This is a genomic window from Longispora sp. NPDC051575 (assembly GCF_040681875.1).
Classification (GTDB): domain Bacteria; phylum Actinomycetota; class Actinomycetes; order Mycobacteriales; family Micromonosporaceae; genus Longispora.
In genome coordinates, this window is the sequence record NZ_JBFAZP010000008.1 from 272,558 (window position 1) to 297,612 (window position 25,055).

Consider the following 25,055-nt stretch of genomic DNA (forward strand, 5'->3'; position numbering starts at 1 on the left):
ATCGGAAAGGGATGTCCCGTCCTGGGGCGTCCCTTTCCGCCTCCCCGGACGCGGAGCGGTCATCGGCGCGCCACCCACCCGGCGGCGCAAAGGCCGGATAATGCGGGACGGCGGGGCGCCGGCGGCGGAGGATGGGGCGATGGGGGACTGGTTCGACCATCGGATCATCGAGACGGGGCGGCTGCCGCTGTTCTGCTTCTTCGCCTGCCTGGTGCTGGCGTTCTCGTTCATCCGGCTGTCGGTGCGGATGATCCGGGCGCAGGTGAAGTGGTGGCCCGGCAACGTCACCCCGGGCGGGCTGCACATCCACCACGTCGTGTTCGGGGTCGTGTTCATGATCGTGGGCGGGGTCGCCGGCATCTCGATCTCCGACGAGAAGACGATCTGGCTGGCCTGCTCGGCCTCCCTGTTCGGGATCGGCACGGCGCTCGTCCTGGACGAGTTCGCCCTGATCCTGCACCTCAAGGACGTGTACTGGGGCGAGCAGGGCCGCACCTCCGTCGACGCGGTGTTCGTCGCCGTCGCGCTCACCGGGCTCCTGCTGCTCGGCGTGCGGCCGTTCGGCCTGGAGGACGTGACGGTGTACAACGACGACGGCGCGGTCAGCCGCAACGGCACCCGGGCCGTGGTCGTGTTCACCCTGCTGGTCAACGGGCTGCTGGCCGTGCTGACCCTGCTCAAGGGCAAGATCTGGACGGGCCTGGTCGGGATCTTCCTGCCGGTGCTGCTGATCGTCGGGGCGATCCGGGTGGCCCGGCCGGCGTCGCCGTGGGCGCACTGGCGGTACGCGCCGGACTCGCGCCAGATGGCGCGGGCGCTGCGCCGGGAGCGGCGCTACCGCAAGCCGGTGATCAAGGCCAAGATCTACGTCCAGGAACTGATCTCGGGACGCCACGGCTAAAACCATTCTCCAGGTACGCCGGGGAAGTGACCCGCCTGCGGCGGCATTTCCGGCCCGGCGGCCCCTGCCAGCCGGGCCCCGGCAGTCCCCGCCGTCCCGGGTCCCCGCCAGCTCCACGGCCGGAGGTCGGCCCGGACGGACCCCACCCCGCCCATGCCGGAGAGGCCCCGCCCGGTCTCCCGGTGCGGGGCCTCTCCGACGTACGCCAACGCCTAGAGCAGCAGGTCCGGCAGTTCCCGGACCGAGTTCAGGATGTGCGTCGCCCCCGCGGTCCGCAGCGTGTCCGCGTCGTGCGCCCCCGTCAGCACCCCACCCACGAACGACGCCCCGGCCCGCAGCCCCGTCAGCACGTCCGAGGACGTGTCCCCGACCACCGCCACCGCCCGCACGTCGTCCACCTGGAGCTGGAGCAGCGCGGTCAGGACCAGGTCCGGGTACGGCCGGCCGCGCCCCGCCTCCGCCGGCGTCAGCGTCAGGTCCGCGATGTCCTGCCAACCGAGGGCCTTCAGGAGCGCGTCGGCCGTGGTCCGGGCGAACCCGGTGGTCAGCGCGACCTTGATCCCGGCCTCCCGCAGCTCGGCGATCGTGTTGGCCGCCCCCGCGATCGGGGCGGCGCGCCCGGCCCGGACCAGCGAGCCGTACGCCTCCTCGAACGCCAGGTTCGCGCCCTGGGCGGCCGCCTCCTCGCCGAGCAGGGCCCGGAACACCGAGATCTTGGACTCGCCCATCGTGCGCCGCACGTAGTCGAGCTGGTCCTCGGTGTGCGCGGGGAGCGCCGCCTGGAACGCCTCGATCACGAGCCCGTCGTCCGCGATCGTCGTACCGGCCATGTCCAGCACCACGAGATCGATCATCGCCGCCACCCCGTCCGAGCCGTGTCCCGGCCCATCGTCGCCACCACGTCGGTCATGGTCACCACCCCGCCTCTTCCGCTGTCTGTTCCGCCATCGCGGGCGATCCGGTCATGCCCCGGCCGCCGGGGCCGGTCACCAGCCACACCCCGGGCAGGGGCTGCGACCGGTGCAGGACGGCCTTCGGGTCCAGGCACTGCGCGTACACGCCGGCCCAGCGGCGGGTGATCCGCGGCAGGGGGCGGCCCAGGAGCGCCGAGGCCACCTCGGTGAGATGGTCGTACGGCGGCTCCACCACGTCGAAGCCGAACGGGTGCTCGTACTCGTGGGTGTCGCCGATGGTCAGCCCGCCGTCGAGCCGCTGGACCATCAGGAGCTGCATTTTGTGCTCCGCCGCGATCGGCGTCTGCGGTGCGGTGAGGCCCTCGGAGCGGAAGAAGGGGTAGTACCGGAAGCTGTCGCCGTCCGCGACGGCCGTGGTCAGCGGCGTGTCCAGCGGGGCGGTCTGCGCCATCTGGAGCCGTACCTTGCGGATGGGCAGCTCCGGGGCCAGCTCGCGGACCAGCCCGCCGAGCCACGCGCCGGTCGCCAGGACCACCTGGTCGGCCTCGTGGGCGTCCCCGTGGTCGTCGCGCACCCTGCCGGTGGCCACGTCGCGGACCTCCCGGCCGGGCAGCCACGTGTACCGGCGGCTGAGGGCCAGGTGCGCGCGCACGGCCGGCAGGGCCACCCGGGACTCCACGGCCGCGTCCCGCTCGCAGTGCAGCGCCGCCAGGTACTCCCCGCCGAGTGCCGGGTTCAGCGCCCGGGCGTCGGCGCGGCTGAGGAGGCGCAGGCCCCGTACCCCCGCGGTGGGTTCCTTGAGGGCGTTCTCGGCGACCTCGACCTCGGCCTCGGTCCGGCAGACGGTCAGCGAGCCGGCCGGCCGGAAGCCCACGCCGGGCACGGCCGCGCCGATCCGTTCCCACAGTTCGCGGGCCCGCAACGCCGTCTCGACGTCGGGGCCGTCCAACCGGCCGCTGACCCAGACCAGGCCGAAGTTCCGGACGGACGCGCCGCGCGCCTCCGCCTCCCGTTCCAGGTGTACGACCTGATGGCCGCGCTCGATGGCCCACCACGCGTGCATGGTGCCCAGGACGCCGCCGCCGACGATGACGATCCGCACTCGCAACTCCTCACGATCTTGTCGATCGTCAGGCTGCTCGGGCGGGGTGGCATCCAGGCGTCCCCGAGGTGTCCGCCGGGTGAAGTTCGGTCGGGTAAATGGTCTAGACCAATTCTGCGGTACCCGTCCCCGGGCTCGCCGCGTCCCGGGGCGCACCCAGCACCTCCGCCGCGGCCTGCCCGTTCGCGCGGCTCGCGCCGTGCGTCGTCACGAACGCGGACACGCCCGCCGGACGCCACGCCGAGGGCCAGCCCATCTCGACCACCACGACCGCCGGATGCCGGGCCGCGAGCGCCTCGATCAGCGCGCGGGCCTGGGGCCAGCGGTGGGTGTCGCGGCCCACGACCACGATGTCCCGGTCGCCGGCCACGGCGGACAGGTCGGCGGCGGACGGCCCCAGGTACGGCGCGCCGTTCTGGGAGATCGACACCGTGACCAGCTCGCCCTCCAGCGGCAGCCCCCACGGCACCGTACCGACCGCGATGTTGGACTCCGAGCCCAACTGCACGAGCAGCGGCTCCTTCAGGGGCGGCAGCGAGCCCTCGACCCGCACGGCGCGCCGGGCGGCGGTGCGGATCGCGTCCCGGACCGCCTCGGCGCTCTCGGCGGCCACCGGCTTGAGGTCGGCGACCGAGGCGGCGCCCCGGGCCACGGCCTCCTCCAGCCGGGCGACCGGCAGCCGGCCGCCCCGGGCCGCGAAGACGATACCGTCGACGATGGACTCGCAGAGCGCCTCGTTGATGTCGGAGCCCAGGCAGAGCAGGTCGGCGCCGGCGAGCAGCGCGCGGACGGCCGCCTCGGGCAGGCCGATCGCCCCGCTCGCGCCGCGCATCTCCAGCGCGTCGGTGACGACCGCGCCGGTGAAGCCCAGCTCGTCGCGCAGCAGATCGTTGAGCACCCGGCCGCTGGCGGTGGCGGGGGAGTCGCCGGTCAGCTCCGGTACCCGGATGTGCGCCGTCATGATCATGCGGACGCCGGCGTCGATCGCGGCCTGGAACGGCGGCAGGTCCCGGCCGCGCATGACCGCGAGGGAGTCGGTGATGGTCGGCAGCTCCAGGTGCGAGTCGCTGACCGTGGCCCCGTGGCCCGGGAAGTGCTTGGCGCAGCCGGCCACCCCGGCGGACTGCAGCCCGTCGATCGCGGCGGCGGTGTGCCGGGACACCAGGGCCGGGTCCGCGCCGAACGAGCGGGTCCCGATCACCGGGTTCTCGTCGGCGGAGTTGACGTCCACTGTGGGCGCGAAGTTCACGTTGATGCCGACCGTGGCGAGTTCGAGGCCGATGCCCCGGTACGTCGCCCGGGTCAGCTCCGGGTCGTCGGCCGCGCCGAGTGCCGCGTTGCCGGGATAGGGGCTTCCCTCGTGGTACGACAGCCGGGTGACGTCGCCACCCTCCTCGTCCAGGGCCAGCAGCACGTCGGGGTTGGCGTCCCGGAGCTGGGTGACAAGTGTGGCGAGTTGGGCACGGTCCACGATGTTATAGCCGAAGAGGGTATACCCAGCCAAGCCCTCTTTGAGCAGTCTGATTGCCCAAGGGGGAGCGGTCGTTCCCGGGAAGGCGGGCAGCATGGTGCTGAGGGCGAGCCGGCGGAGCGTCGGGTCGGTCATGCCCTGGGGTGTCCTTTCGCTGGCTCACCGTAAGCTGTCCATATTCTCACGGTGCGGAAATCTAATAGGAAACTTTCCTAAAGACTAGAGGACGATATCAGTATGAGTCCAGGCCGCCGCCCCGGCACGCCCCGGCTGCTGCGCGCGCTCAACGATCGAGCCGCACTCGAACTGCTCCTTGCCCACGGCCCCCTCACCCGGGCTCAGTTAGGAGAGTTTACAGGTCTATCCAAGGTCACGGCGTCCCAGCTCGTCGAGCGTCTCGAGCAGCGGGGACTGGTGACCCACGTCGGTTCCCAGGCCGGCGGCCGGGGGCCGAACGCGCTGCTCTACGCCCTGGTCGCCGACGCCGCGTACGTGGTGGGCGTCGATGTCGGCCCCACCCGGGTGCAGGCCGCCGCCGCCGACATCACCGGCAAGGTCGTCGGACAGGTCACCATGTCGACCCACGACTCCGACGACCCGGTCGGCGTCGTGCACGCGGCGGTGACCAAGGCCCTCGGCTCCGCGCCGCTGTCCCGCCTCAAGCGGGTCGTGCTCGGCACCCCCGGCCTCGTCGACCCCGCCACCGGCGACCTGTCGTTCGCCTGGGACCTGCCGCACTGGCACCAGGGCCTGCTCGGCGCGCTCCGGGAGGACCTCGGCGTCCCCGTCGTGTTCGAGAACGACGTGAACCTCGCCGCCGTCGCGGAGTCCCGGCAGGGCGCGGCGGTCGGAGTGGATGACTTCGTCCTGATCTGGGTGGACCGCGGCGTCGGCATGGCGTCGATGATCAACGGTCGGCTGCACCGGGGGGTCACCGGCGCGGCCGGCGAGATCGGCTACCTGCCCGTCCCCGGCGGCCCGCTCCCGCAGGGCGTCTCGAACCGCGAGCAGGGCTCGTTCCAGAAGGTGATGGGCGCCGAGGCCGTCGCGACGGTCACCGACTCCGACGAGATGGCCCGCCGGCTCGCCCTCGGGGTCGCGGGCGCGTGCGTGGTCCTCGACCCCAGCCTCGTCGTCCTCGCCGGCTCCGTGTCCCTGGAGGGCGGCCGGGACCTGGCCGAACGGGTCGAGCGCGAGGTGCACGCGATCGCGCCGATCATCCACCCGAAGGTGGTGCTGGCCGAGGTCGACACCGACCCAGTGCTGAACGGGGCGCTGCTCACGGCCGTGGACGCGGCCCGCGAGGAGATCTTCGAGTCCTGAGAACGCGCTGAAGGGGGCCATCCGACCAGGATGGCCCCCTGCACGGTGCGCGGGGTAGGTGGTTGGCACGCGGCCGGGACCGCGAGGCCTCGGCCCAGGCCGCGTCCAGCCTCAGGTCACGTCCCGCCGGGTGAACGACCAGAACGCCGCCCCGAGCGCCAGCACCACCACGGCCCCGAACACGGCCGCCGAGTCGTTCATCGTCAGGGTCCAGCCCTGCGGCATGCAGTCGGCCGTCCCGGAGCACTTCGTGTAGTCGGCGAACTCCAGCTTCTTGAGCACCCAGGCGCCCGCGTAGCTCGACGGCACGAACCGCTCGTACTGCGGCACCTCGAACAGGCCGGCGAACAGGATCCGGACCCCGACCTCGCCGACCAGGATCACCCCGATCGCCGCGCCCAACGCCGCCGCCGTCCGCCGCCCGACCGACGCCACCGCGAACGCGACCGTGCCGATCACCAGGGTCAGGGCGAGCATCCGCAGCCAGGTGAGCCCCAGCGAGGAGGCGTAACCCGACGTGACCCCGTCGAAGTTGCCCCGGAACCGGGCGGTCAGCCACAGGATCGCCGTCCACACCGCGCCGACCGCCACGAAGACACCGGTCAGCCCGGTGAGCAGGGCGACGTACTTGCCCAGCAGGGTCGGGGCACGCTTCGGCCGCCAGAGCAGCAGGTTCGCCACGCCGCCGCTGGACCACTCCGCCCCGATGAACGAGGAGCCGACCAGGAACGCGAACAGGCACATCAGCCCGCCGAACACGGCGACCAGCGGCTCGGCGTTCTCCCGGAACGCGAACGTCGACGGCAGGAACCACTCCGGGTTCGCCGGCTCGATCACGTCGCAGTTCCGGCCCGGGCCGTTCGAGTCCGGGGTGCCCCGCTGGCAGCTGTCCCGCATCTCGGTCGTCGTCGCGGCCGCCCTGACCCGGGCCGCCGCCCAGTCCGACTCCGAGATCTTCTGGTTGCCGATGAACAACCCGGCCGCGATGAGCAGCAGGCCGCCCACCAGCACCAGCAGGGTCATCTTCGTGAACCGGCGACTGGCCAGCCGGTTCCACTCCGCCTTCAGGAGATTCATCGGATACCCACCTGCTGGTCCACGCTGTCGGTCAGGGTCAGGAACACGCTCTCCAGGTCGGGGCGCAGCGGCACGAGCTCCGCCACGTACAGCTCCCGGGCCGCGAGCGTGCGGGTGATCCACGAGGGGTCGACCAGATCACGGACCACGAACCCGTCATCGTGTACGTCGACCTGGGCCCCCGCCTCCGTCAGGATCTCGGCGGCGAGCAGCGGCTGGTCCACCCGTACCCGGTACTCGCCGCGGTCCTGGCTGGCCAGCACGTGCTCCACCGGCCCGGACACGATGGCCCGACCCTTGGCCACGATCGTCACCGAGTCGCAGATCTGCTGCACCTCGCCGAGGATGTGGCTGGACAGCACGACGGTCACGCCGTCGGCGGCCAGGTCGCGCATCAGGTCCCGCATCTCCCGGATGCCCGCCGGGTCGAGCCCGTTGGCCGGCTCGTCGAGGATCAGCAGCCGCGGCTTCTTCAGCAGCGCGGACGCGACCGCGAGCCGCTGGCGCATCCCCAGCGAGTACCCCTTCACCCGGTCGCGGGCCCGGTCGGTCAGGCCGACGGTCGCGAGCACCTCGTCCACCCGGGACAGCGGCAGGCCGCCCGCCTGGGCCAGCAGGGTCAGCGTCTTGCGCCCGGAGAAGTTGCCGAAGAACTGCGGGCTCTCCACGATCGCGCCGATCGAGTCCATCACCTCGGGCAGCGCCGCCGGCACCTCCCGGCCCAGCAGCACCATCCGGCCGGCGTCGGCCCGGATCAGGCCCAGCAGGGTCCGCAGGGTCGTCGTCTTGCCCGAACCGTTCGGGCCGAGGAAGCCGTGCACCTGGCCGGCGGTGACGCTCAGGTCCAGCCCGTCGAGGGCGCGGTGCTCACCCCCGAACACGCCCTTGTACGTCTTTCTCAGTCCCTCGATCTCGATGACCGCAGTCATGGCATCCCTCCCGCACCGTCGGGGGCCGACGCGCCGTCCTCCCGGTCGGGGCGGGCGCGGCGGAACGTGTGCCGCACCACAGTACGTCGCGGTGCCCGCTGTGGGCACTCGTGGTTGGATGGTCACGTGCCACACGCCGACACCGTTGTTGACCTCGCCGCCGTCACGGTCACCCGCGGCGACACCCGTCTCGTCGCCGACATCGACTGGCAGGTCGAGCTGGACGAACGCTGGGTGGTCCTCGGCCCCAACGGCGCCGGCAAGACCACCCTGCTCCGGCTGGCCGGCGGCCGGCTGCACCCCAGCTCCGGCTCCGCGCACGTCCTCGGCGAGAAACTCGGCGCCGTCGACCTGGCCGAACTGCGGACCAGGGTCGGCCTGACCAGCGCGGCGCTCGCCGACCGGATCCCCGTGCACGAGTCCGTGCACAACGTCGTCGTCACCGCCGCCTGGGACGTCGTCGGCCGGTTCCGCGAGGACTACGAGGCGATGGACGACATCCGCGCCCGGGTACTCCTCGACCAGTTGGGCGTCGCGCACCTCGCCGACCGGGAGTACGGCACCCTGTCGGAGGGCGAGCGCAAGCGCGTCCAGATCGCCCGCGCCCTCATGGTCGACCCCGAACTGCTGCTCCTCGACGAGCCGGCGGCGGGGCTGGACCTGGGCGGCCGCGAGGAACTGGTCCGCCGCCTCGCCGAGCTGGCCTTCGACCCGGAGGCCCCGGCGATGGTGCTCGTCACCCACCACGTCGAGGAGATCCCGCCCGGGTTCACCCACGCGATGCTGCTCCGGGACGGCGGGATCGTCGCCCAGGGGCTGATCGGCGACGTGATCAACAGTGTGACGCTGAGCGCGACGTTCGGCCTGCCGCTGACCGTCGAACTCCGCCAGGGCCGCTACACCGCTCGGGCGCTCTGACCCCACCGGGACACCCACTCGGGCAACCGGACCGGGCTTCGGGCGGCCGGAGCGCGCCTGAAGCCCGGGCGCTGCGGCTACTCTGCGCGAGGCTCGGGCGCCCCGGCTCGGATGCGATCAGAGCCGGGGCTCCGGGTGGCCACGGGCGCTGGCCTGGCAGCACTCCCGCCGACAGAGTGGCCGCGCCTTCGCTGCACCCCGACTCGGACGCGCCGGCAGGGGCTCCGGGCAGCCCCAGCCGATCTGAGACCAGGGCGCTCCGGCCACCCGGCGCGCGGACTCGGACATGTGATCGAGTGCCTCCGTCGCCGGTGACCGCCCCACTCGTAACCAGAAAATGGTGTTGATCTACCGCACTAGCCTGATGCTGAACCGGTCGGCCGTCAGCTCCGCGGGTTCCCAGCTGCGGCGCAGCCGCGCCCGGACATGGGTGTCCTCCGTGAGGGACGCGCACAACGTGAACACCCGCTGCCCCTGCGCCCCCGGCAGCACGCCCGACTCGACCCGGTCGGCGACCAGGCTCACCCCGGCCGGCAGCGGCTCCAGCTCCCAGCGGTAGCCCGTGCCGCCGCGCTCGGGGAGCACCAGCTCCAGGGTCTGCCCCGGTGACACCGCCACCGAGCCACCGTTGTGTTCCGCTCCGATCCGCACCGCGCCACCCGCCTCTCCGGGACCCCGTTCCCCAGTATGGGGGCCGCGTCAGGGTGATCCCTGATGGCAGACGTGCCACGGCCGGGCACGCTGGAGAGGTGCGATTCATACTGAACGTGTTGTGGCTGGTCTTCGGCGGATTCTTCCTGGCCCTCGGTTACGCGATCGCCGGCGCGATCTGCTTCCTCCTCGTCGTCACCGCCCCCTTCGGCATCGCGGCGTTCCGGATGGCGAACTACGCGCTGTGGCCCTTCGGCCGCACCATCGTCCGGGCCCCCGGGCACGGGGCGATGTCCTCCCTCGGCAACATCCTCTGGTTCGTGGTCGCCGGCTGGTGGCTGGCGCTCGGGCACCTGGTCGCCGCGATCGGGCTGTGCGTCACGATCATCGGCATCCCGTTCGGGATCGCCCACTTCAAGCTGATCCCGGTGTCGCTGACGCCGCTGGGCCGCGACATCGTCGACCTGTAACCCGCCCGAAGCGGCGCGACGGCTCCCCGGGGGCCGCCGCGCCGCTTCCGTTCCGGGCCGGCCGCCGTGGAGCCGCGCCCGGTGATCGGCCATCCGCCCCCGGCGATCGGCCACCTGCCCCGGGGTTCCGGCCCAGCCGGGGAGCGCACGGCACCGGGCCGCCGCCCGGGGTTAGGCTCGACCCGTGGCTGACCAGCGGATGCTCGACCGGGTACGCGCCCTGCTCCGCAAGGCGGAGTCCACCACCTTCCCCGAGGAGGCCGACGCCCTCACCGCCAAGGCCCAGGAGCTGATGGCCAAGCACGGCATCGACGACCTCGGCCCGGGCGCGGACACCGGCCCGACCCACCGCCGGATCCCCGTCCCGCCGCCGCACGACACCGCCAAGGCCATGCTCCTCGACGCGGTGGCCGACGCGAACCGGTGCCGGGCCGTCTGGTCCCGGGAGGGCGGCTACGCCACGGTCTTCGGGTTCGCCGCTGACCTGGACGCCGTCGAGGTGCTCTATGGCTCGGTCATCGTGCAGGCCACGAAGGCGATGGTCCGCGAGGCGCGCACCCGGGCCCGGTACGGCCGCCCCGACACCCCAGCGTTCCGCGAGTCCTTCCTGATCGCCTACGCCGACCGGATCGGCGCCCGCCTGGCCCGGACCACGGGGGAGGCGACCCCCGAGGATCTGCTGCCCGTGCTCGCGTCCCGGGACGTGGAGGTGCGGGCGGCGGCCGACAAGCTGTTCCCCGAGGTGGAGAGCGTGCCGGTGGCGGTGCCGAGCCGGGACGGGTGGAACTCGGGCTCCCTCGCCGCCGACCGGGCCGCGCTCCGGGACCACCGGGCCGTAGACGGCCGCTGATCCGGCTCAGCCCGCCCAGCCCAGCCCGCCCAGCCCAGCCCGCCCCATCCGGCGCGAGCCGCCCCCATCTGCCCCACCCGGGCCGCCCCGGGCCGGGCACACCCAGGCCCTGCCACCGACCACCGACCCGTTGACCCTGGTCACTGACCACCGCCCGCCCCACCCCGGGCCCCGTAGGGTAGGACCGTGTCCACCCTGAGAGACCTCGTCGAGGAGCACACCGACCTCGAACAGCCCGACATCGACCACCTGCACCGCCTGGCCGGCGACTGGCAGCTCCTCTCGGACCTGTCCTTCGCCGACCTGCTGATGTGGGTACCGGTGGAGAACGGCGAGTTCCGGTGTGTCGCCCAGGTGCGCCCGACGACCGCCCCCACGGCCTACCTCGACGACCAGGTCGGCCACGTCCTCGGCGGCCCCGACGTCGCGCACCTCGCCGTCGCGCTCGACGAGGCCCGGATCTGGCGGGAGGGCGACCCGGTCTGGTACGGGGACACCCCGGCCCGGCGCGAGGCCATCCCGGTGCGCACGCCCGACAGCGCCCGGGTGATCGCCCTGCTCGGCCGGGACACGAACCTGTCGACGGCCCGCACGCCCAGCCAGCTGGAACTCAACTACCTCACGACCGCCGACGACCTGACCCAGATGGTCGCGGACGGCACGTTCCCGCCGCCGCACCGGCCGGGGGAGACGACGAGCGCGCCCCGGGTCGGGGACGGCCTGATCCGGCTCGACGCGGACGGCAAGGTGGTCTACGCGAGCCCGAACGCGCAGTCGGCGTACCGGCGGATGGGTTTTCCGAGTCATCTCACGGGGGAGGACCTGGCGGCCCTGACCGGCCGGCTCGCCGACGACCCCCTGGAGGGCGGCGAGGCGGTCGAGCGGATCTTCGCGGCGCTGCGCGGGGAGTCGCCGGCCCGCAAGGAGATCGACGGCCGGGGCGCGACGCTGCTGCTCCGGGCCCTGCCGCTGCTGCCGGGCGGGCACCCGATCGGCGCGGTGGTGCTGTGCCGGGACATCACGGAGGTGCGCCGCAGGGACCGCGCGCTGGTCACCAAGGACGCGACGATCCGCGAGATCCACCACCGGGTGAAGAACAATCTCCAGACCGTGGCGGCGCTGCTGCGGCTCCAGGCCCGCCGGGTGGACTCGCCGCAGGCCAAGTCGGCGCTGGAGGAGTCGGTGCGCCGGGTCGCGTCGATCGCGCTGGTGCACGAGACCCTGTCGATGGCCTCGGACGAGACGGTCGAGTTCGACACGATCGTGGACCGGGTGGCGTCGATGGCCGCCGAGCTGTCGGTGGCCGAGAGCCGGGTGACGATCCGCCGGGAGGGCACGTTCGGGGTGCTGTCGGCCGAGATCGCCACCCCGCTGGTCATGGTCCTCAACGAGCTGTTGCAGAACGCCGTCGAGCACGCCTACGGCCCGGCCGAGCAGGGCGAGGTCGTCATCTCCGCGCACCGCTGGCGCCGGCAGCTGCACGTGACGGTGTCCGACTCGGGCCAGGGCCTGCCGGCCGACTTCGACCTGGACGCGTCCAAGCGCCTGGGCCTGCAGATCGTCCGGACCCTGGCCACGGGTGAGCTGCGCGGCACGATCGAACTCCGCAACCGCGTCGACTCGGGGATGGAGGCCGTCGTGGTGGTCCCCCTGAGCCGCCGGTAGAAGATCTTTCGACGGCTACGGGTGGGGCGGTCCCCGGAGGCGGAGGGGTTCGGTCGGATGTCACCGGCATGAGCCCCACCCGGCTGGGACCGTCCGCCCGGTGACCCGGCCGTCCCGGGACGACCGAGTGCCCCCGCCGCCCGGCCGGTCCCGCGCGTTCGCACCTCCCGGGCGTCCCCGGCGCGGGACAATGTACCCGTGCGCGCCGAACTGCCAGGCCGCCTGACCCTGCCCTACTCCGAGCAGGGCGACCCGGCCGCGGTACCCGTCGTCCTCCTCCCGGGGGTCGGCGACTCCCACCGGGTGTTCGAGCCGCTGCTGGCCCACCTGCCGCCGGACATCCACGCGGTGGCCCTGACCCCGCGCGGCTGCGGCGACGCGACCCGGCCCCGGGACGGCTACGGCACCCCCGACCTGGCCGCCGACGTGGCGATGTTCCTCGACGTGCTCGGCCGGGACGACGCGGTCCTGGTGGGCGCGTCGAGCGGCGGGCTGGTCGCCCAGCGGTTCGCGGCCGACCGGCCGGGCCGGGTCCGGGGCCTGGTGCTCCTCGGCGCTCCGGTGACCCTGCGGGGCAACCCGGCGGTGGAGGAGTTCGGCGCGGGGTTCCTGACCGACCCGGTCGAGCCGGCGTACGTCCGTCGCATGTGGACGTCACTCTTCCGCGACCCGGTCCCCGACAACGTCCTGGACGTCCTCGTCGAGGAGAACCTCAAGGTCCCGGCCCGGGTGTGGCGCGCCCTCCTGGAGGGTCTGGTCGCCGATTCCTCGGCCGACGACCTGGCGAGGATCACCGCGCCGGTCCTGGCGCTCTGCGGGGACCGCGACCCGGTGCTGTCGTTGCCGGACCAGCGGGCCCGGGTGGCGGCCCTGCCCCGGGCGTCGCTCGTGGTGCTGCCCGACGCCGGCCACTGCTTCTATGTGGAGGAACCGGCCCGCCCGGCGCGGGAGCTCACGGCTTTCGTGCGATCCCTGTGACCGGCGGGGCCGGCCTCGCACCCGGCCCCGCTGCCACCCCCCGGACGCGCGACAGCCCCTGCCGGGTGGAGGTCCGGCAGGGGCTGTCACCCTGTTGCCCCGCGGGTGAGGGCGCTCTCGGTCGCCCTCACCCGGGGAGGTGAGGCATCAGGCGGTCAGCACGCTCCGGCGTCCGACCAGACGGCCCACGACTGCGGGGCGCCCGGCTCGGCTCCGGTGGAGTACCAGGTGGAGGTCCACTTGTGGCCGTTGTAGCTGACCACGTCACCCGGCACGTAGCCCTGGCTGGCAGACCAGGCGGGGAGCCCGCCACAGCCGCCGGGGCCGGTGCCCGTCACGGTCAGGGTGTAGGTGGCCGAGTGCGTCGCGCTCGTCCCCGTCCCGGTGACCGTGACCGTGTAGACGCCGGCCGGCGTGCTGGCCGACGTGGCGATCGTCAGGCTCGACGAGGAGCCGGACTGCACCGACGACGGGCTGAAGCTCGCCGTGGCGCCGCTCGGCAGACCCGAGGCGCTGAACGTCACGGTCTGCGCGCTGCCCGCGGTGGTCGTGGTGCCCACCGTGGACGTGACCGACGCGCCGGCCTGCGCGGAGCCCGAGGTCGGGTTCAGCGCGACCGAGAAGTCGTTGGCCACGGTGCCGACCGTCAGCGTGTAGCTCGCGGTCCGGGTGACGGATCCGCTGCCGGTGACGGTCACGGTGTACGAACCGGCCGGCGTCGAGGCGCTGGTCTGGATCGACAGTGCCGAGGAGCCGCCGGACTGCACCGACGACGGGTTGAAGGTGGCGGTGGCCCCGCTGGGCAGGCCGGAGGCGGTCAGGGTGACCGTCTGGGCCGTGCCGGAGGTCGTGGCCGTGCTCACCGTGCTGGAGACCGAGCCGCCCGGCTGGGTGTTGCCCGAGTTCGGGCTGACCGAGACCGAGAAGTCGTTCGTCTGGGTGCCGCCGACGGCGAGCTTCCAGATGGCGTACGCGACACCGTCCGCGCCCCGGTTCAGGGCGGTCGGGTTGATGTTGCTGGTGGTGTCACACGAGGAGTGGTAGCAGGGGTCGTACGCGGCGTTGGCCGAGCCGCCCCACTTGGTGGCCTGTGCCGAGGTCTTCCGCGCGCTCGCACCGGTGGCGTAACCCGAGGTCGGGATGCCGCCCTGCTGGAACGAGTAGTCGTCGGAACGGCCCTGGCCCTCGACGTTCTCCTCCGGCGCCAGGTTCAGCGACGCCCAGTACTCGCGCAACGGGGTGGCCGTCGTCGAGTTGACGTTGTTGATGAAGTACCCGGCGTTGGTGGAGGCGATCATGTCGAAGTTGTAGTAGCCCTTGATGGCCGCCTTCGCGCTCGCCGACAGGGAGTTGACGTAGTGCTTGGAGCCGTTGAGCCCCTGCTCCTCGTCCGTCCACCAGCCGAACCGCACGTGCTTGGTCATGGTCGGGTTCTGCGCGGCCAGGACCAGCGCGTTCTCCAGCAGTACCGCCGAGCCGGAGCCGTTGTCGTTGATGCCCGGGCCCGCGCTGACGCCGTCGAGGTGCGCACCGAACATGACGGTGTTGTTGACGTCACCGCCCGGCCAGTCGGCGATCAGGTTGTTCGACACGTAGGTGCAGCTGGTGCACTGCTGCTCGGTGACCGTGTAGCCGGCCGCCTGGAGCTTGCCCTTCACGTAGGCCAGCGACTGGGTGTACCCGGCCGAGCCCGCGCGCCGGTTGCCGCCGTTCTGCGAGGCGATCGTGTTGAACTGGGTGAGGTGCGCCTGGACCTTCGCGACGTCGATGTCCGGCGCGTTCGGGTTCGGGTTCACCGTGCCGACGGTCAGGTTGTACGTGGCGGTGTGCGTGACACTGCCGGTACCGGTGACCGTGACCGTGTAGCTGCCCGGGGTCGCCGAGGTCGACGCGGTGAGGCGCAGGCTGGACGAGGAGCCGGAGGTGACCGACGCCGGGGTGAAGGCCGCGGTGACGCCGGCCGGCAGGCCCGAGGCGGTCAGGTTGACCGTCTGCGCGCTGCCCGTGGTGGTCGTGGTGCCGACCGTGGTGGTGACGTTCGACCCCGGCTGCACGGAACCCGAGGACGGGCTCAGCGAGATGGAGAAGTCGTTCGCCGGGGTGGTGCCGCAGACGGCCTCACCGGACTGGGCCGGGACGGAGACGGCGAGCCACGCGGCCTTGACCGTGGCGCACTCGGTGCCGCCCGGGTAGAGGTTCGCGGCGGCCTGCACGGTCGCCTTGCGGACCGTGGCGTGCACCCAGGTCGAGCCCTTGGTCAGCAGCGCGGTGTGGAAGATCTTGCCGGCCTTCTGGATGCCGATGCCCGTGATGGACGCCGGTCCGCCGGAGCAGATCGGGCTGTTCGGCTTGCCGCCACCGGGGGCGGAACCCTCGGCGAGCAGGTAGAACCAGTGGTTCTGCGGGCCGGCCGCCGCGTGCACCTCGGTGTTGGGGATCGAGGAGCTGTAACAGTTCGGGTCGCCGCCGACGAGCGACGGGTTGTACATCTTCCGGATCGGCCCGCTGCCGACCAGGTCGACCTCCTCGCCGACGTCGTAGTCCGGCGGGTCGTTCGGGTTGTTGGCGTAGGCCTCGGTGAGCGCGCCGAAGATGTCACCGGTGGACTCGTTCAGGCCGCCGGTCTCGTTGCCCGAGCCGCCCTGTCCGGTGCCCGAGAACTGGAAGATCGCGTGCCCGTACTCGTGCGCGACCACGTCGATCGGGGTGGCCTGCTTGGTGTTGGCCTGGTTGTGGCCGAAGTTGGTGTAGCTGCCGTTCCAGAACGCGTTGACGTCCGCGAGGCCGACCCGGGCCGGGAACGCCCCGCCGGAGCCGTTGAAGCCGTTGCGGCCCAGCCACTGGCTGGCCATGTCCCATTCCTTCTGGGCGGCGTACAGCGCGTCGACGCAGGCGGTCTCCAGGTTGGTGCCCTGGCCGTTGCCCCACGCGTCGTCGGTGCCGGTGTAGGCGGTGCCGCCCTGGCCACCACAGCGCAGGCTGCTGCGGGTGGTGTCGGTCATCGACCACGAGGTACCGGAGCCGCTGGTGTTGATCGTGACGTTGCCGTTGAAGTATCCGTTGCCGGTGCCGGCCTTGACGTCGTCGTACTTGTCGGCGACGGCCCCGGTCCGGGCGTCGACGTAGACGTGCAGGTTGCTCGGCGCGGTGGCGGTCCGTCCGGCGACGGTGGTCGACCACACGAGGCGCGGGTTGTCGCCGGCGAGCACCGACAGCACCGGGGCGCTGACGTCGGTGACCTGGGCGAGCTGGGCCTTCGCGGTCGCGGCCGCGGCGGCGGCGGTCACGGTGGGCTGGGTGCCGACGGTGATCCGGGCGGTCGGCGAGGCGTTGACGCCCCGGACCTTCCCGTCGGTGTCGGTGGTGACGACCGCGTCCCCGCCGATGACCGGCAGGCCACGGTAGGTGCGCTCGTAGGCGTTGTAGAAGAGACCGCGCTCGCCCGCGACGGACTTGGTCCGGCGGAGGCTCTCGCCGGGGCCCTTGGCGAGCCCGTCGAGGCCCGAGTCCGCTGCCACGTCGGCGGCGGACACGGCGCGATTCGCGAGATCGACCGCTGATGGACTGGGGATGGCGGCAGCGCTTGAGGGGATGATCTGCGCGGTCGCGGCTACGATGCCGATCCCGAGCAAGATCGTTGCTGTCCGTTTCACTGAGGTGCTCCTAGGCGACTGTTATCTGTGTAACTGTCAGCACCAAATAAATAAGACTGTTAACAGATCGGTCAATGCCGATCCACCCTTGACGGACCCTTGCGCGGCGTCCAACTCGGCTCGGACCGGCTGTTTTCGCACCTCACAGCCCCGGACGAACCGGGCCGCCGACGCGCCCGCGCCCCCGGGGCCGCACCGGTCCCCGCCCCGACCCGCGACCCCGGGACCGCCCCATCCCGCCAGGGCGGCCGAAGCCGGCGACCATCCACGCCCAGTGACCGGGACCATACTGGTGCGCGACGGCCCGACGTGCGACGATGGCCACCATGTACGCCGCCCTGCGCCGCCGCCTCGTGGTCCGCCGCCACGTGGACTACGGCCGCGTGCGCAGCGCCATCTGTCCGGCCCTGTAGACGCCGCCCGCAATTTCCTCGCCGGGCGCGCGGTTCGCGCCGGCAACTTCGCAACTCGGCACAGACCGTGCGCCTCTCCGTATCCAGGAGACGCAGCATGACGACCAGAGCCAAGGGACAGGGCCAATGGGCCCTCGGATACCGCGAACCGCTCAACCCCAACGAGCGGATGAAGAAGGACGACGACGGGCTGAACGTCCGTGCCCGGGTCGAGAACGTGTACCAGTACACCGGTTTCGCCGGGATCGACCCTTCCGACCTGCGGGGCCGTCTGCGCTGGTGGGGTCTCTACACCCAGCGCAAGCCCGGGATCGACGGCGGCAAGACGGCCGTCCTGGAGCCGCACGAGCTCGAGGACGAGTACTTCATGCTCCGGGTCCGGATCGACGGCGGCCAGCTGTCCCTGGAGCAGTTGCGCGTCATCGCCGACATCTCCGTGAAGTACGCCCGCAGCTCCGCCGACCTCACCGACCGGCAGAACATCCAGCTGCACTGGATCCGGATCGAGGACGTCCCGGCGATCTGGAAGGCGCTGGAGGCCGTCGGCCTGTCCACCCAGGAGGCGTGCGGCGACGTCCCCCGGGTCATCGTCGGCAGCCCGGTGGCCGGGGTCTCCGCCGACGAGGTGATCGACCCGACCGACGTGATCCGCGAGATCGAACGGCGCTTCGTCGGCAACCCCGAGTTCTCGAACCTGCCCCGCAAGTTCAAGTCCTCGATCTCCTGGCTGCCGGACGTGCCCTACGAGGTCAACGACGTGGCCTTCGTCGGCAGCGTGCACCCCGACCACGGCCCGGGCTTCGACCTGTGGGTCGGCGGCGGCCTGGCGGTCAACCCGATGCTGGCCAAGCGGCTCGGTGTCTGGGTGCCGCTGAACGAGATCCCCGAGGTCTGGTCCGGCGTGATCGGGATCTTCCGCGACTACGGCTACCGCCGGCTGCGCACCAAGGCCCGGCTGAAGTTCCTGGTCAACGACTGGGGCGTGGCGAAGTTCCGCGACGTCCTGGAGAACGAGTACCTCAAGCGCAAGCTCTCCGACGGGCCCCCGCCGGTGCTCCCGGAGCGCCCGATCGACCACATCGGCGCCGCCCCGCAGGTCGACGGCAACTTCTACCTGGGCGTCGCGCCGGTGGTCGGCCGGGTGTCGGGCGAGAAGCTGCACGCGCTGGCCGACGTGCTCGAAAGGCACAACCTCCGACGAGTACGCACGACGGCGTACCAGAAACTCCTCGTTCTGGACATTCCCCCGGCCGCCGTGGACACCGTCGCGGCCGAGCTCGACGGGCTGGGCCTGAGCAGCCGGCCCTCCACCTGGCGGCGCGCGACGATGGCGTGCACCGGCATCGAGTACTGCAAGCTCGCCATCGTCGAGACCAAGGGCACCGCCGAGAAGCTGATCAACGAGCTGGAGTCCCGGCTCGGGAACGTCGACGCTGACATCTCGATCAACATCAACGGCTGCCCGAACGCCTGCGCCCGGACCCAGGTCGCCGACATCGGCCTGAAGGGGATCCTGCTCGGCGGCAAGGAGGGCTTCCAGCTGCACCTCGGCGGCGGGCTGGCCGTCTCGGCCGGCGCGTGGGCCGAGGACCCCGACGACCCCGACGCCGTCCCGACCGGCGGCCTGGGCCGCAAACTGCGCGGGCTGAAGTCCACCGCCGAGGACCTGCCCGACTACGTCGAACGCCTGACCCGCCGCTACCTGGACGCCCGCTCCGACGGCGAGACCTTCGCCGCCTGGGTGGCCCGCGCCGAAGAGGAGGCACTGGCATGACCGCCGCCTTAGAGAAGCTGGCCTACAAGGCCGGCAACGACCTGGAGGAAGCCACCGCCGAGGAGATCGTCACCTGGGCCGTGGAACAGTTCGGCCCGAAGTTCTGCGTGACCAGCTCGTTCGCCGACGCGCTCCTGGCACACGTCGTGTCCCGGGTCGCGCCCGGCGTGGACGTGATCTTCCTGGACACCGGCCTGCACTTCGCCGAGACCCTGGACGTGCGCGACCGGGCGGTCCGGAGCCTGCCGATCACGGTGAAGTCCGTCCCGCCGCAGCGCACCGTCGGCCAGCAGGACGGCGACCACGGGCCCCGGCTGTTCCACCGCGACCCGAACCAGTGCTGCCACCTGCGCAAGGTCGAGCCGCTCATCCGGGCCCTCGACCCGTACGTGGCCTGGGCCACCGGCCTGCGCCGCGACGAGGGCCCGACCCGCGCCGACACCGCCGTCGTCGCCTACGACTACGAGCGCGAGAAGGTCAAGATCGCGCCGCTGGCCCGGTGGACGGCAGCCGACGCGGACGCCTACATCGCGCTGCACGACGTACCCGTGAACGCGCTCATCGACCAGGGCTTCCCCTCGATCGGCTGCTGGCCGTGCACCCGGGCCGTCGCGCCCGGGGAGGACCCGCGCGCGGGCCGGTGGGCGATGTTCGAGGAGAAGACCGAGTGCGGCATCCACCAGTAGGGTCGCCGTCGCCGGCCCTCGACGGGGCCGGTAGGCAGCCCTCCGGTGGCCCGGCGTCGGACGGTGCCGGGCGCCTGTCCCGGCGTGCGTCCGAGGGCCAGGCGCTGGAAGGTGCCGGACACGCGTCTGAGGACCAGGTGCTGGAAGGTGCCGGGCACCTGCCCCGGCGCGCGTCCGAGGGCCAGGCGCCGGAGGCTGCCGGACACGCGCCCGAGGGCCCGGCGTTGGACGGCTTCGGGCACCTGTCCCGGCGCGCGTCTGAAGGGCCGGCGCTCCCGGCGCTCGACGGTGTCGGGCACTCCGCGTCCCGGCCGGCGCTGGTCCTGTTGGCCCACGGCAGCCGCGACCCCCGGGCGGCCATGACGACGGAGGACCTGGCACTCGCCGTGTCCGCCGCCCGTCCGGGCCTCGACGTCCGGGTCGCCTACCTCGACCACGCCTGGCCCCGGCCGGGCGCGGTCCTTGCCGACCTGGCCGCCTCGGGGGCCGGCTCGGCGGTGGTGGTGCCGCTCCTGCTCACCTCGGCGTACCACGGCACCGTCGACGTCCCCGCCGTCCTCGTCGACCCGCCCCTGCCCGTGCACCGCGCCCCGGTCGTGGGCACCGACCCGGCGCTGTACCCGGCCCTGCTGCGCGGCCTGCGCTCGGCCGTCCGGGCCCGGTTCCCGGTCATCGGCTACGCCGGAGCCCCCCGCTTCCCGGTACCGGACCGGTCGCCGCAGTCGGATGTTCTCCCTGGGCCGGACCAGCTCCATGTCCCGGACCAGTCGGTCTACGCGGATTGCCCGCCCGGACTGGCGGAGCTGGCCCATGTGCCCGGGCCGACTCCACTCGCCCGGCCGGGCAGCCTCTCCGGGCCGACCCGATCCGCGGACCCGGGCCGGTTCGACGATCCGGAACCGGACGCCTCGTGGTTCCCGGTGCCGCACGCCCGGATGCCCGCCCTGTCGGGACCCCGGCCGGCCGAGTCGGGGTGGCAACTGGTCCCGCCCGGCGGCCCGGCGGCGTCCCACCAACCCCGCACGTCGCCCGACCCGGCGGACGCGGACTCCCGGCGACGGACCGTCCCCGGGCAGCCGACCGCACAGTCCCGTGCCGCCGGCAGGACTGGCCTCCCCGGGGTGGGCGTCGGCGGCTGGCCGGTCGGGGGCCAGTGTGACGGGCTCGTGGTGATCGCCGCCGGCACGTCCGACGACGCGGCCCGCGCCGACCTGGCCCTGGCGGCCGCCGGGCTGGGGGAGCGCCTGGGGGTCCCGGCGCGGATCGGTTTCGCCTCCGGGCCCGGTCCGAGGCCCGACGAGGCCGTCGCGGCGCTGTACGCGGCCGGCGCGCTCCGGGTCGGCGTCGCCTCGTGCTTCCTGGCCCAGGGCCGGCTGTACGACAGGGCCCGCGACCGCGCGCTCCGGGCCGGGGCGGTCGCCGTGGCCGAGCCGCTGGGGGCGGCACCGGAGCTGGTGGCGGTCGTCCTGGCCCGGTACGCGGCGGCGACTCTGCCAGTGTCGGCGGTCGCATGAGGACACTTGCACGGCGTTCGAATGTGTGTTCGAATATTGGGGTCAGGTTCGGCCCGGGAGGTTCCACGGCCGTGGCCGCCCGGGTCTGACGACGGCTCCTCGGTCAGTGGGGCCCGCGCGCGCGAAAACGACCGAGGCCCGGGTTGGTCACCCGGGCCTCGGTCGAAAACGAGATGCGCACAACTCAATACAGGTGCTGGCGTGCGAGGTGCTGCGACGTTCTGTGGTGCGCTCCGGAGAAGAAGTTCCGGACCACTGCGGCGTTCACGGGAACTATGAGGTTCCGGTCCTGCCGCGGAATTCTGGTGGTTCTGAGATCTTGATCGCGCGTGTCGACAGTGCGCGGTGTGGATCAGGCGGTGCGAGCCTGGACCCGGAAGCTGCCGCGCCGCTTGAGGGCGCGCCGCTCTTCCTCACTCATTCCGCCCCACACGCCGGCGTCCTGACCACTCTCGAGGGCCCACTGCAGGCACTCGCTGGTCGCGGGACACCGCCGACACACGGCCTTGGCCTGCTCGATCTGGAGGAGGGCGGGGCCGGACGTCCCGATCGGGAAGAACAGCTCCGGGTCCTCGTCGCGGCAGGAGGCAACGTGACGCCAGTCCATGAGGGCAACTCTCCTTGGATTGTGGATCTTCAATGACTGCGGATGTCTTACGTGTCCCGCGCTCAAGCGAAGCTGGGGGCCACCGCAAGCGCGGGAGCGGGCTGTGGTACACGTCTTGCTTCGTTCGCTTGTGAATACTTTCACGAACTCACGCGATGTCAAGAGGTGAGTCCCAAGAAACTTCGACACGGTGAGCAACGTCACCGACTGTTTGTCCGAATTTTATCGGGATTCTCGATCCTGCGATCGCGACTGTATGTAGTTATGGTAGAGCCTGTCGTGACCGCGTGCCCGCGATTTCCGTGAGCCGAGCGTCACCATCTCCGCGATAGCCCACGAGACGCCCAGCAGAGGCGGCATCCAGTGGACTCAGACGATGTCCCGGATCGGGAAAACCCGTTTGGTGGAACAACGAGACGGACGAACAGACGATACGACCGCCGATCAGCAAACTACGCGCAACGCGTCGGGAACGGCGCGGAACTCGACACTGCGCCGTTCGCCGACGTAGTCGCCGTCGACCTGGAACGCCATCGCCTTCGGTGTACTCAGCGTGAAACCGGCCGAGTCGTGCAGCCTCAGGACGCGCTTCCCGTGGGGTTCCCGCCCGCTTGACAACATCTGGGTGATTGTTCTAATGGTGCTCGGCAGCCACAGCCCCCGCAGGGCGAGCACGTCGAGCCCGAGGTCGAACGACGCGTCCGGGTTGGGATGCACCGGTTTCGTCCCGATGTACGTCCACGGGGCGGTATTCTGCACGATCGCCATGGACAGGCCGGTCTCGTCCGGTTCGCCCGGCCGGCTCAGGGTCAGGTGCGGGTGCCGTTCCTGCCGACTCGCGTACTGGGTCATCGCGGCCTGGAGGTACAGCAGCGGGGACGCGGTCCGGCCCCGGCGGCGGGAGCGCTCCACGCGGCGGGTGACGGCCGCGTCCATCCCGTAGCCGGCGCAGAAGGTGAAGTACCGGTCGTCGGCCCGGCCGAGCCCCACGGAGCGGCTACGGCCCTCTCGGACGGCCTCCAGGATGACGCCCGCCGCGTCGACCCAGGAGTTGGGCAAGCCGAGGGCGCGGGCGAACACGTTCGTCGAGCCGCCGGGTACGACGGCGAGGGCGGTGTGCGGGGCCGGGCCGTCGGCGAGCAGCCCGTTGACGGCCTCGTTGATCGTGCCGTCCCCGCCGAGGGTGACGACGAGGTCCATGCCCGCTTCCACGGCTTTTCGCGCCAGTTCCGCCGCGTGTCCTCTATGTCCGGTGTGCTCGACCGTGAGGTCCAGTTCCGAGGCCAGTGCCCGGGCCAGGACGTCCCGGCTGCGTTCGTTGGTGGTGGTGGCCTTCGGGTTGACCACGAGGAGCGCCCGCATGGCCGGCACTGTACCGCCCGGTAGGCTGTCCGGCGTGGCAGAACCGGTGGACCCAGTGCGACCGATCACCCTCAAGGCCCTCGTCGGCCTCCTCTGGGGAAAGGCCGCGGTGCTGGTCGGGCTGACCGGCTGGCTGCTCTACGCGGACCTCTCCGGTCGCGCGGGCAGCGCGAGACTCGCGAACTTCGTCACGGTCTACGCCGCCGCGTACGCGGTGCTCCTGCTCTTCGTCGGCTGGGCGGTGTTCCGGCGGCGGAGCTGGTCGCGCGGGCCGGCCATGATGCTGGAGCTGTTCCTGCTGCCGATCGGCTACTACATGGTCGCCGGCGGGCAGCCGCTGCTGGGCGTGCCCGTGATCGCGCTCGGCGCCCTCGGGGTGTTCCTCACGCTGCACCCGCGCACCCGCGCGGCCCTGGGCCTCGACGTGTCCCGTCAGAGTCCCTGAGCCGGCGCGGGTCGGGTCAGCGCGTCTCGGTCAGTGCCACCCGGAGCCCGGCCAGGGTCCGGGTCAGCAGGCGGGACACCTGGACCTGTGAGATACCCAACTCGGCGGCGATCTCGGCCTGGGTCCGGTACTCGAAGAACCGCAGGGCCACCATCCGCTTCTCCCGTTCGGGGAGCTGGCTGAGCAGCGGACGGAGCGCCGCGCGGAACTCCACGGAGTCCAGCGCCTGGTCCGGGGCGGCCCGGTCGGCGTTGTCCAGCGGCACCACGCAGAGCCGTTCGCTCTCCAGGGCCTCGGACACCGCGGCGGCCGAGGAGCCCAGGATGCCGGCCAGCTCGACCAGGGTCGGGGCCCGGCCGAGCCGCTGGTGCAGTTCGGCGGAGGCCCGGCTCGCGGCCGACCGCAGTTCCTGGAGCCGGCGGGGCAGGCGCAGCGTGTTGCTCTTGTCCCGCAGGTGCCGCTGGAGTTCCCCGGTCATGGTGGGCGTCGCGAACGTGGTGAACTCCGCGCCCCGGTCCGGGTCGTAGCGGTCCATGGCCTTGAGCAGTCCGACCATCGCGACCTGGATCAGGTCGTCGAAGTCCTCGCCCCGGCCCTTGAACCGGCGCGCCAGCCCCTTGACCAGGGGAAGGTGCCGACGGACCAGCTGGGTGCGCAGGGCCCGCCACGGCCGCGAGTACTGCTCGGCGGCGGCGAGTCGGGCGAGCAGTTCCCGGGTCTCGGGTTCGGGTGCTTTATCAAGATAAATCGACGGAAAATAGCTGAGGGGCTCGACCGAGCGACTGGGTCGCGGGATCATGGTCGTCAGCGTGGCTGTCGTCATCCGGCGCTCGCCCGACGCTTGGTCATCCGGATCGTCGCCACGCCGGACTGCAGCTCGGCGGCGACGTCGGCGACCAGTGCGGCGAGAACCCGCCAGGCGAACGTCTGGGTGTCCGGCAGGGCGCCGGTGGCCGGGGCGCTGATCGCCACGGCCAGGCTGTCTGGCCCGACGTCGAACCGGCACGTCAGCTCGGTGTCCTGCGGGTTCCCGATCGCCGGGAGCAGGAGTGCGCACGCCTCGTCGACGGCGATCCGGAGGTCCTCGATCTCGTCGAGGGTGAAGTGCAACCGGGCCGCGAGGCCCGCCGTGGCGGTGCGAAGAACGGAGAGGTAGGCGCCGTCCGCCGGAACGGTCAGCTCCACGATGTCATCGGTCATCGTCTGGGCGGTCATGGTCTATCGACCCCCTGCTGCTGTCGTGGTCACGTCTAGCCAAACGGGCGGCGCGGCCATCGGTAATGGCCAGGTCCGGGTTACCCCGGTTTGCTCTTTCGAGGAGTCATCCTTCCGGCAAGGAGCCTTGATCGCAA

At 72.2% G+C, this 25,055-nt stretch carries 22 protein-coding genes; 11 read left to right on the forward strand and 11 right to left on the reverse strand.

Going from position 1 to position 25,055, the window contains the following annotated elements:
- Positions 1-139: 139 nt before the first annotated feature.
- Positions 140-901, forward strand: a complete 762-nt coding sequence (locus tag AB0M43_RS25385) for a hypothetical protein (protein WP_363728257.1) — start codon at positions 140-142, stop codon at positions 899-901.
- Positions 902-1,113: 212 nt separating this feature from the next.
- On the opposite strand, the gene AB0M43_RS25390 is transcribed toward AB0M43_RS25385, so the two are convergent.
- From AB0M43_RS25390 to AB0M43_RS25400, 3 genes are all read right to left on the reverse strand, one after another.
- Positions 1,114-1,755, reverse strand: coding sequence for a phosphonatase-like hydrolase (locus AB0M43_RS25390; RefSeq protein ID WP_363728258.1), 642 nt, complete (start codon positions 1,753-1,755; stop codon positions 1,114-1,116).
- Between the two features lie 58 nt (positions 1,756-1,813).
- Positions 1,814-2,917: a TIGR03364 family FAD-dependent oxidoreductase gene (locus AB0M43_RS25395; RefSeq protein WP_363728259.1), complete on the reverse strand. Its 1,104-nt coding sequence runs from the start codon at positions 2,915-2,917 to the stop codon at positions 1,814-1,816.
- A gap of 103 nt (positions 2,918-3,020) precedes the next feature.
- On the reverse strand, positions 3,021-4,523 hold the full coding sequence (locus AB0M43_RS25400; protein ID WP_363728260.1) for a glycoside hydrolase family 3 N-terminal domain-containing protein: 1,503 nt from the start codon (positions 4,521-4,523) through the stop codon (positions 3,021-3,023).
- 102 nt (positions 4,524-4,625) lie between these two features.
- Between AB0M43_RS25400 and AB0M43_RS25405 the strand changes: the two genes are divergently transcribed.
- Complete coding sequence (locus AB0M43_RS25405) at positions 4,626-5,711, forward strand: ROK family transcriptional regulator (protein WP_363728261.1); 1,086 nt, start codon at positions 4,626-4,628, stop codon at positions 5,709-5,711.
- 111 nt (positions 5,712-5,822) lie between these two features.
- On the opposite strand, the gene AB0M43_RS25410 is transcribed toward AB0M43_RS25405, so the two are convergent.
- Both AB0M43_RS25410 and AB0M43_RS25415 read right to left on the reverse strand, forming a co-directional pair.
- Complete coding sequence (locus AB0M43_RS25410; protein WP_363728262.1) at positions 5,823-6,788, reverse strand: ABC transporter permease subunit; 966 nt, start codon at positions 6,786-6,788, stop codon at positions 5,823-5,825.
- The gene (locus AB0M43_RS25415) at positions 6,785-7,717 is read right to left on the reverse strand and encodes an ATP-binding cassette domain-containing protein (RefSeq protein ID WP_363728263.1); all 933 of its coding nucleotides are present in this window, start codon (positions 7,715-7,717) and stop codon (positions 6,785-6,787) included. Before AB0M43_RS25415 ends, AB0M43_RS25410 begins: the two co-directional genes overlap by 4 nt.
- 126 nt (positions 7,718-7,843) lie before the next feature.
- Between AB0M43_RS25415 and AB0M43_RS25420 the strand changes: the two genes are divergently transcribed.
- Complete coding sequence (locus AB0M43_RS25420; protein WP_363728264.1) at positions 7,844-8,635, forward strand: ABC transporter ATP-binding protein; 792 nt, start codon at positions 7,844-7,846, stop codon at positions 8,633-8,635.
- 348 nt (positions 8,636-8,983) lie between these two features.
- Here AB0M43_RS25420 and AB0M43_RS25425 read toward each other — a convergent pair whose 3' ends face one another.
- Positions 8,984-9,286 carry a protease inhibitor I42 family protein gene (locus tag AB0M43_RS25425; protein ID WP_363728265.1) on the reverse strand — a complete coding sequence of 101 codons (303 nt, stop codon included), beginning with the start codon at positions 9,284-9,286 and terminating at the stop codon, positions 8,984-8,986.
- A gap of 98 nt (positions 9,287-9,384) precedes the next feature.
- On the opposite strand from AB0M43_RS25425, the gene AB0M43_RS25430 reads away from it, so the two are divergent.
- The 4 genes from AB0M43_RS25430 (at position 9,385) to AB0M43_RS25445 (ending at position 13,249) form a co-directional block, all read left to right on the forward strand.
- Entirely contained in the window at positions 9,385-9,756 is a 372-nt protein-coding gene (locus tag AB0M43_RS25430; RefSeq protein WP_363728266.1) for a YccF domain-containing protein, read from the forward strand.
- Positions 9,757-9,940: 184 nt separating this feature from the next.
- Positions 9,941-10,606 (forward strand): DUF2786 domain-containing protein, encoded by a 666-nt coding sequence (locus AB0M43_RS25435; RefSeq protein ID WP_363728267.1) that lies wholly within the window; start codon positions 9,941-9,943, stop codon positions 10,604-10,606.
- A gap of 186 nt (positions 10,607-10,792) precedes the next feature.
- Positions 10,793-12,271 (forward strand): histidine kinase N-terminal domain-containing protein, encoded by a 1,479-nt coding sequence (locus AB0M43_RS25440; RefSeq protein ID WP_363728268.1) that lies wholly within the window; start codon positions 10,793-10,795, stop codon positions 12,269-12,271.
- Between the two features lie 198 nt (positions 12,272-12,469).
- Entirely contained in the window at positions 12,470-13,249 is a 780-nt protein-coding gene (locus AB0M43_RS25445; protein ID WP_363728269.1) for an alpha/beta hydrolase, read from the forward strand.
- A gap of 155 nt (positions 13,250-13,404) precedes the next feature.
- On the opposite strand, the gene AB0M43_RS25450 is transcribed toward AB0M43_RS25445, so the two are convergent.
- A complete protein-coding gene (locus AB0M43_RS25450; RefSeq protein WP_363728270.1) occupies positions 13,405-16,782 on the reverse strand; it encodes a M28 family peptidase in 3,378 nt (1,125 codons plus the stop codon).
- 630 nt (positions 16,783-17,412) lie between these two features.
- On the opposite strand from AB0M43_RS25450, the gene AB0M43_RS25455 reads away from it, so the two are divergent.
- From AB0M43_RS25455 to AB0M43_RS25465, 3 genes are all read left to right on the forward strand, one after another.
- Complete coding sequence (locus AB0M43_RS25455) at positions 17,413-19,089, forward strand: nitrite/sulfite reductase (RefSeq protein WP_363728271.1); 1,677 nt, start codon at positions 17,413-17,415, stop codon at positions 19,087-19,089.
- Positions 19,086-19,775, forward strand: a complete 690-nt coding sequence (locus AB0M43_RS25460; RefSeq protein WP_363728272.1) for a phosphoadenylyl-sulfate reductase — start codon at positions 19,086-19,088, stop codon at positions 19,773-19,775. The genes AB0M43_RS25455 and AB0M43_RS25460 overlap by 4 nt, the downstream gene beginning before the upstream one ends.
- Before the next feature lie 137 nt (positions 19,776-19,912).
- A complete protein-coding gene (locus AB0M43_RS25465) occupies positions 19,913-21,289 on the forward strand; it encodes a CbiX/SirB N-terminal domain-containing protein (RefSeq protein ID WP_363728273.1) in 1,377 nt (458 codons plus the stop codon).
- A gap of 352 nt (positions 21,290-21,641) precedes the next feature.
- Here AB0M43_RS25465 and AB0M43_RS25470 read toward each other — a convergent pair whose 3' ends face one another.
- Together AB0M43_RS25470 and AB0M43_RS25475 are read right to left on the reverse strand one after the other, a co-directional pair.
- A complete protein-coding gene (locus AB0M43_RS25470) occupies positions 21,642-21,896 on the reverse strand; it encodes a WhiB family transcriptional regulator (RefSeq protein WP_197007424.1) in 255 nt (84 codons plus the stop codon).
- A 444-nt stretch (positions 21,897-22,340) separates the two neighbouring features.
- Positions 22,341-23,258, reverse strand: coding sequence for a diacylglycerol kinase family protein (locus AB0M43_RS25475; protein WP_363728274.1), 918 nt, complete (start codon positions 23,256-23,258; stop codon positions 22,341-22,343).
- A gap of 34 nt (positions 23,259-23,292) precedes the next feature.
- Between AB0M43_RS25475 and AB0M43_RS25480 the strand changes: the two genes are divergently transcribed.
- Positions 23,293-23,703: a hypothetical protein gene (locus tag AB0M43_RS25480; protein ID WP_363728275.1), complete on the forward strand. Its 411-nt coding sequence runs from the start codon at positions 23,293-23,295 to the stop codon at positions 23,701-23,703.
- A gap of 16 nt (positions 23,704-23,719) precedes the next feature.
- Here the strand turns inward: AB0M43_RS25480 and AB0M43_RS25485 are convergent, their stop codons facing one another.
- Positions 23,720-24,526: a sigma-70 family RNA polymerase sigma factor gene (locus AB0M43_RS25485; RefSeq protein ID WP_363728276.1), complete on the reverse strand. Its 807-nt coding sequence runs from the start codon at positions 24,524-24,526 to the stop codon at positions 23,720-23,722.
- Positions 24,523-24,918, reverse strand: a complete 396-nt coding sequence (locus AB0M43_RS25490; RefSeq protein WP_363728277.1) for an anti-sigma regulatory factor — start codon at positions 24,916-24,918, stop codon at positions 24,523-24,525. Before AB0M43_RS25490 ends, AB0M43_RS25485 begins: the two co-directional genes overlap by 4 nt.
- Between the last annotated feature and the right edge of the window lie 137 nt (positions 24,919-25,055).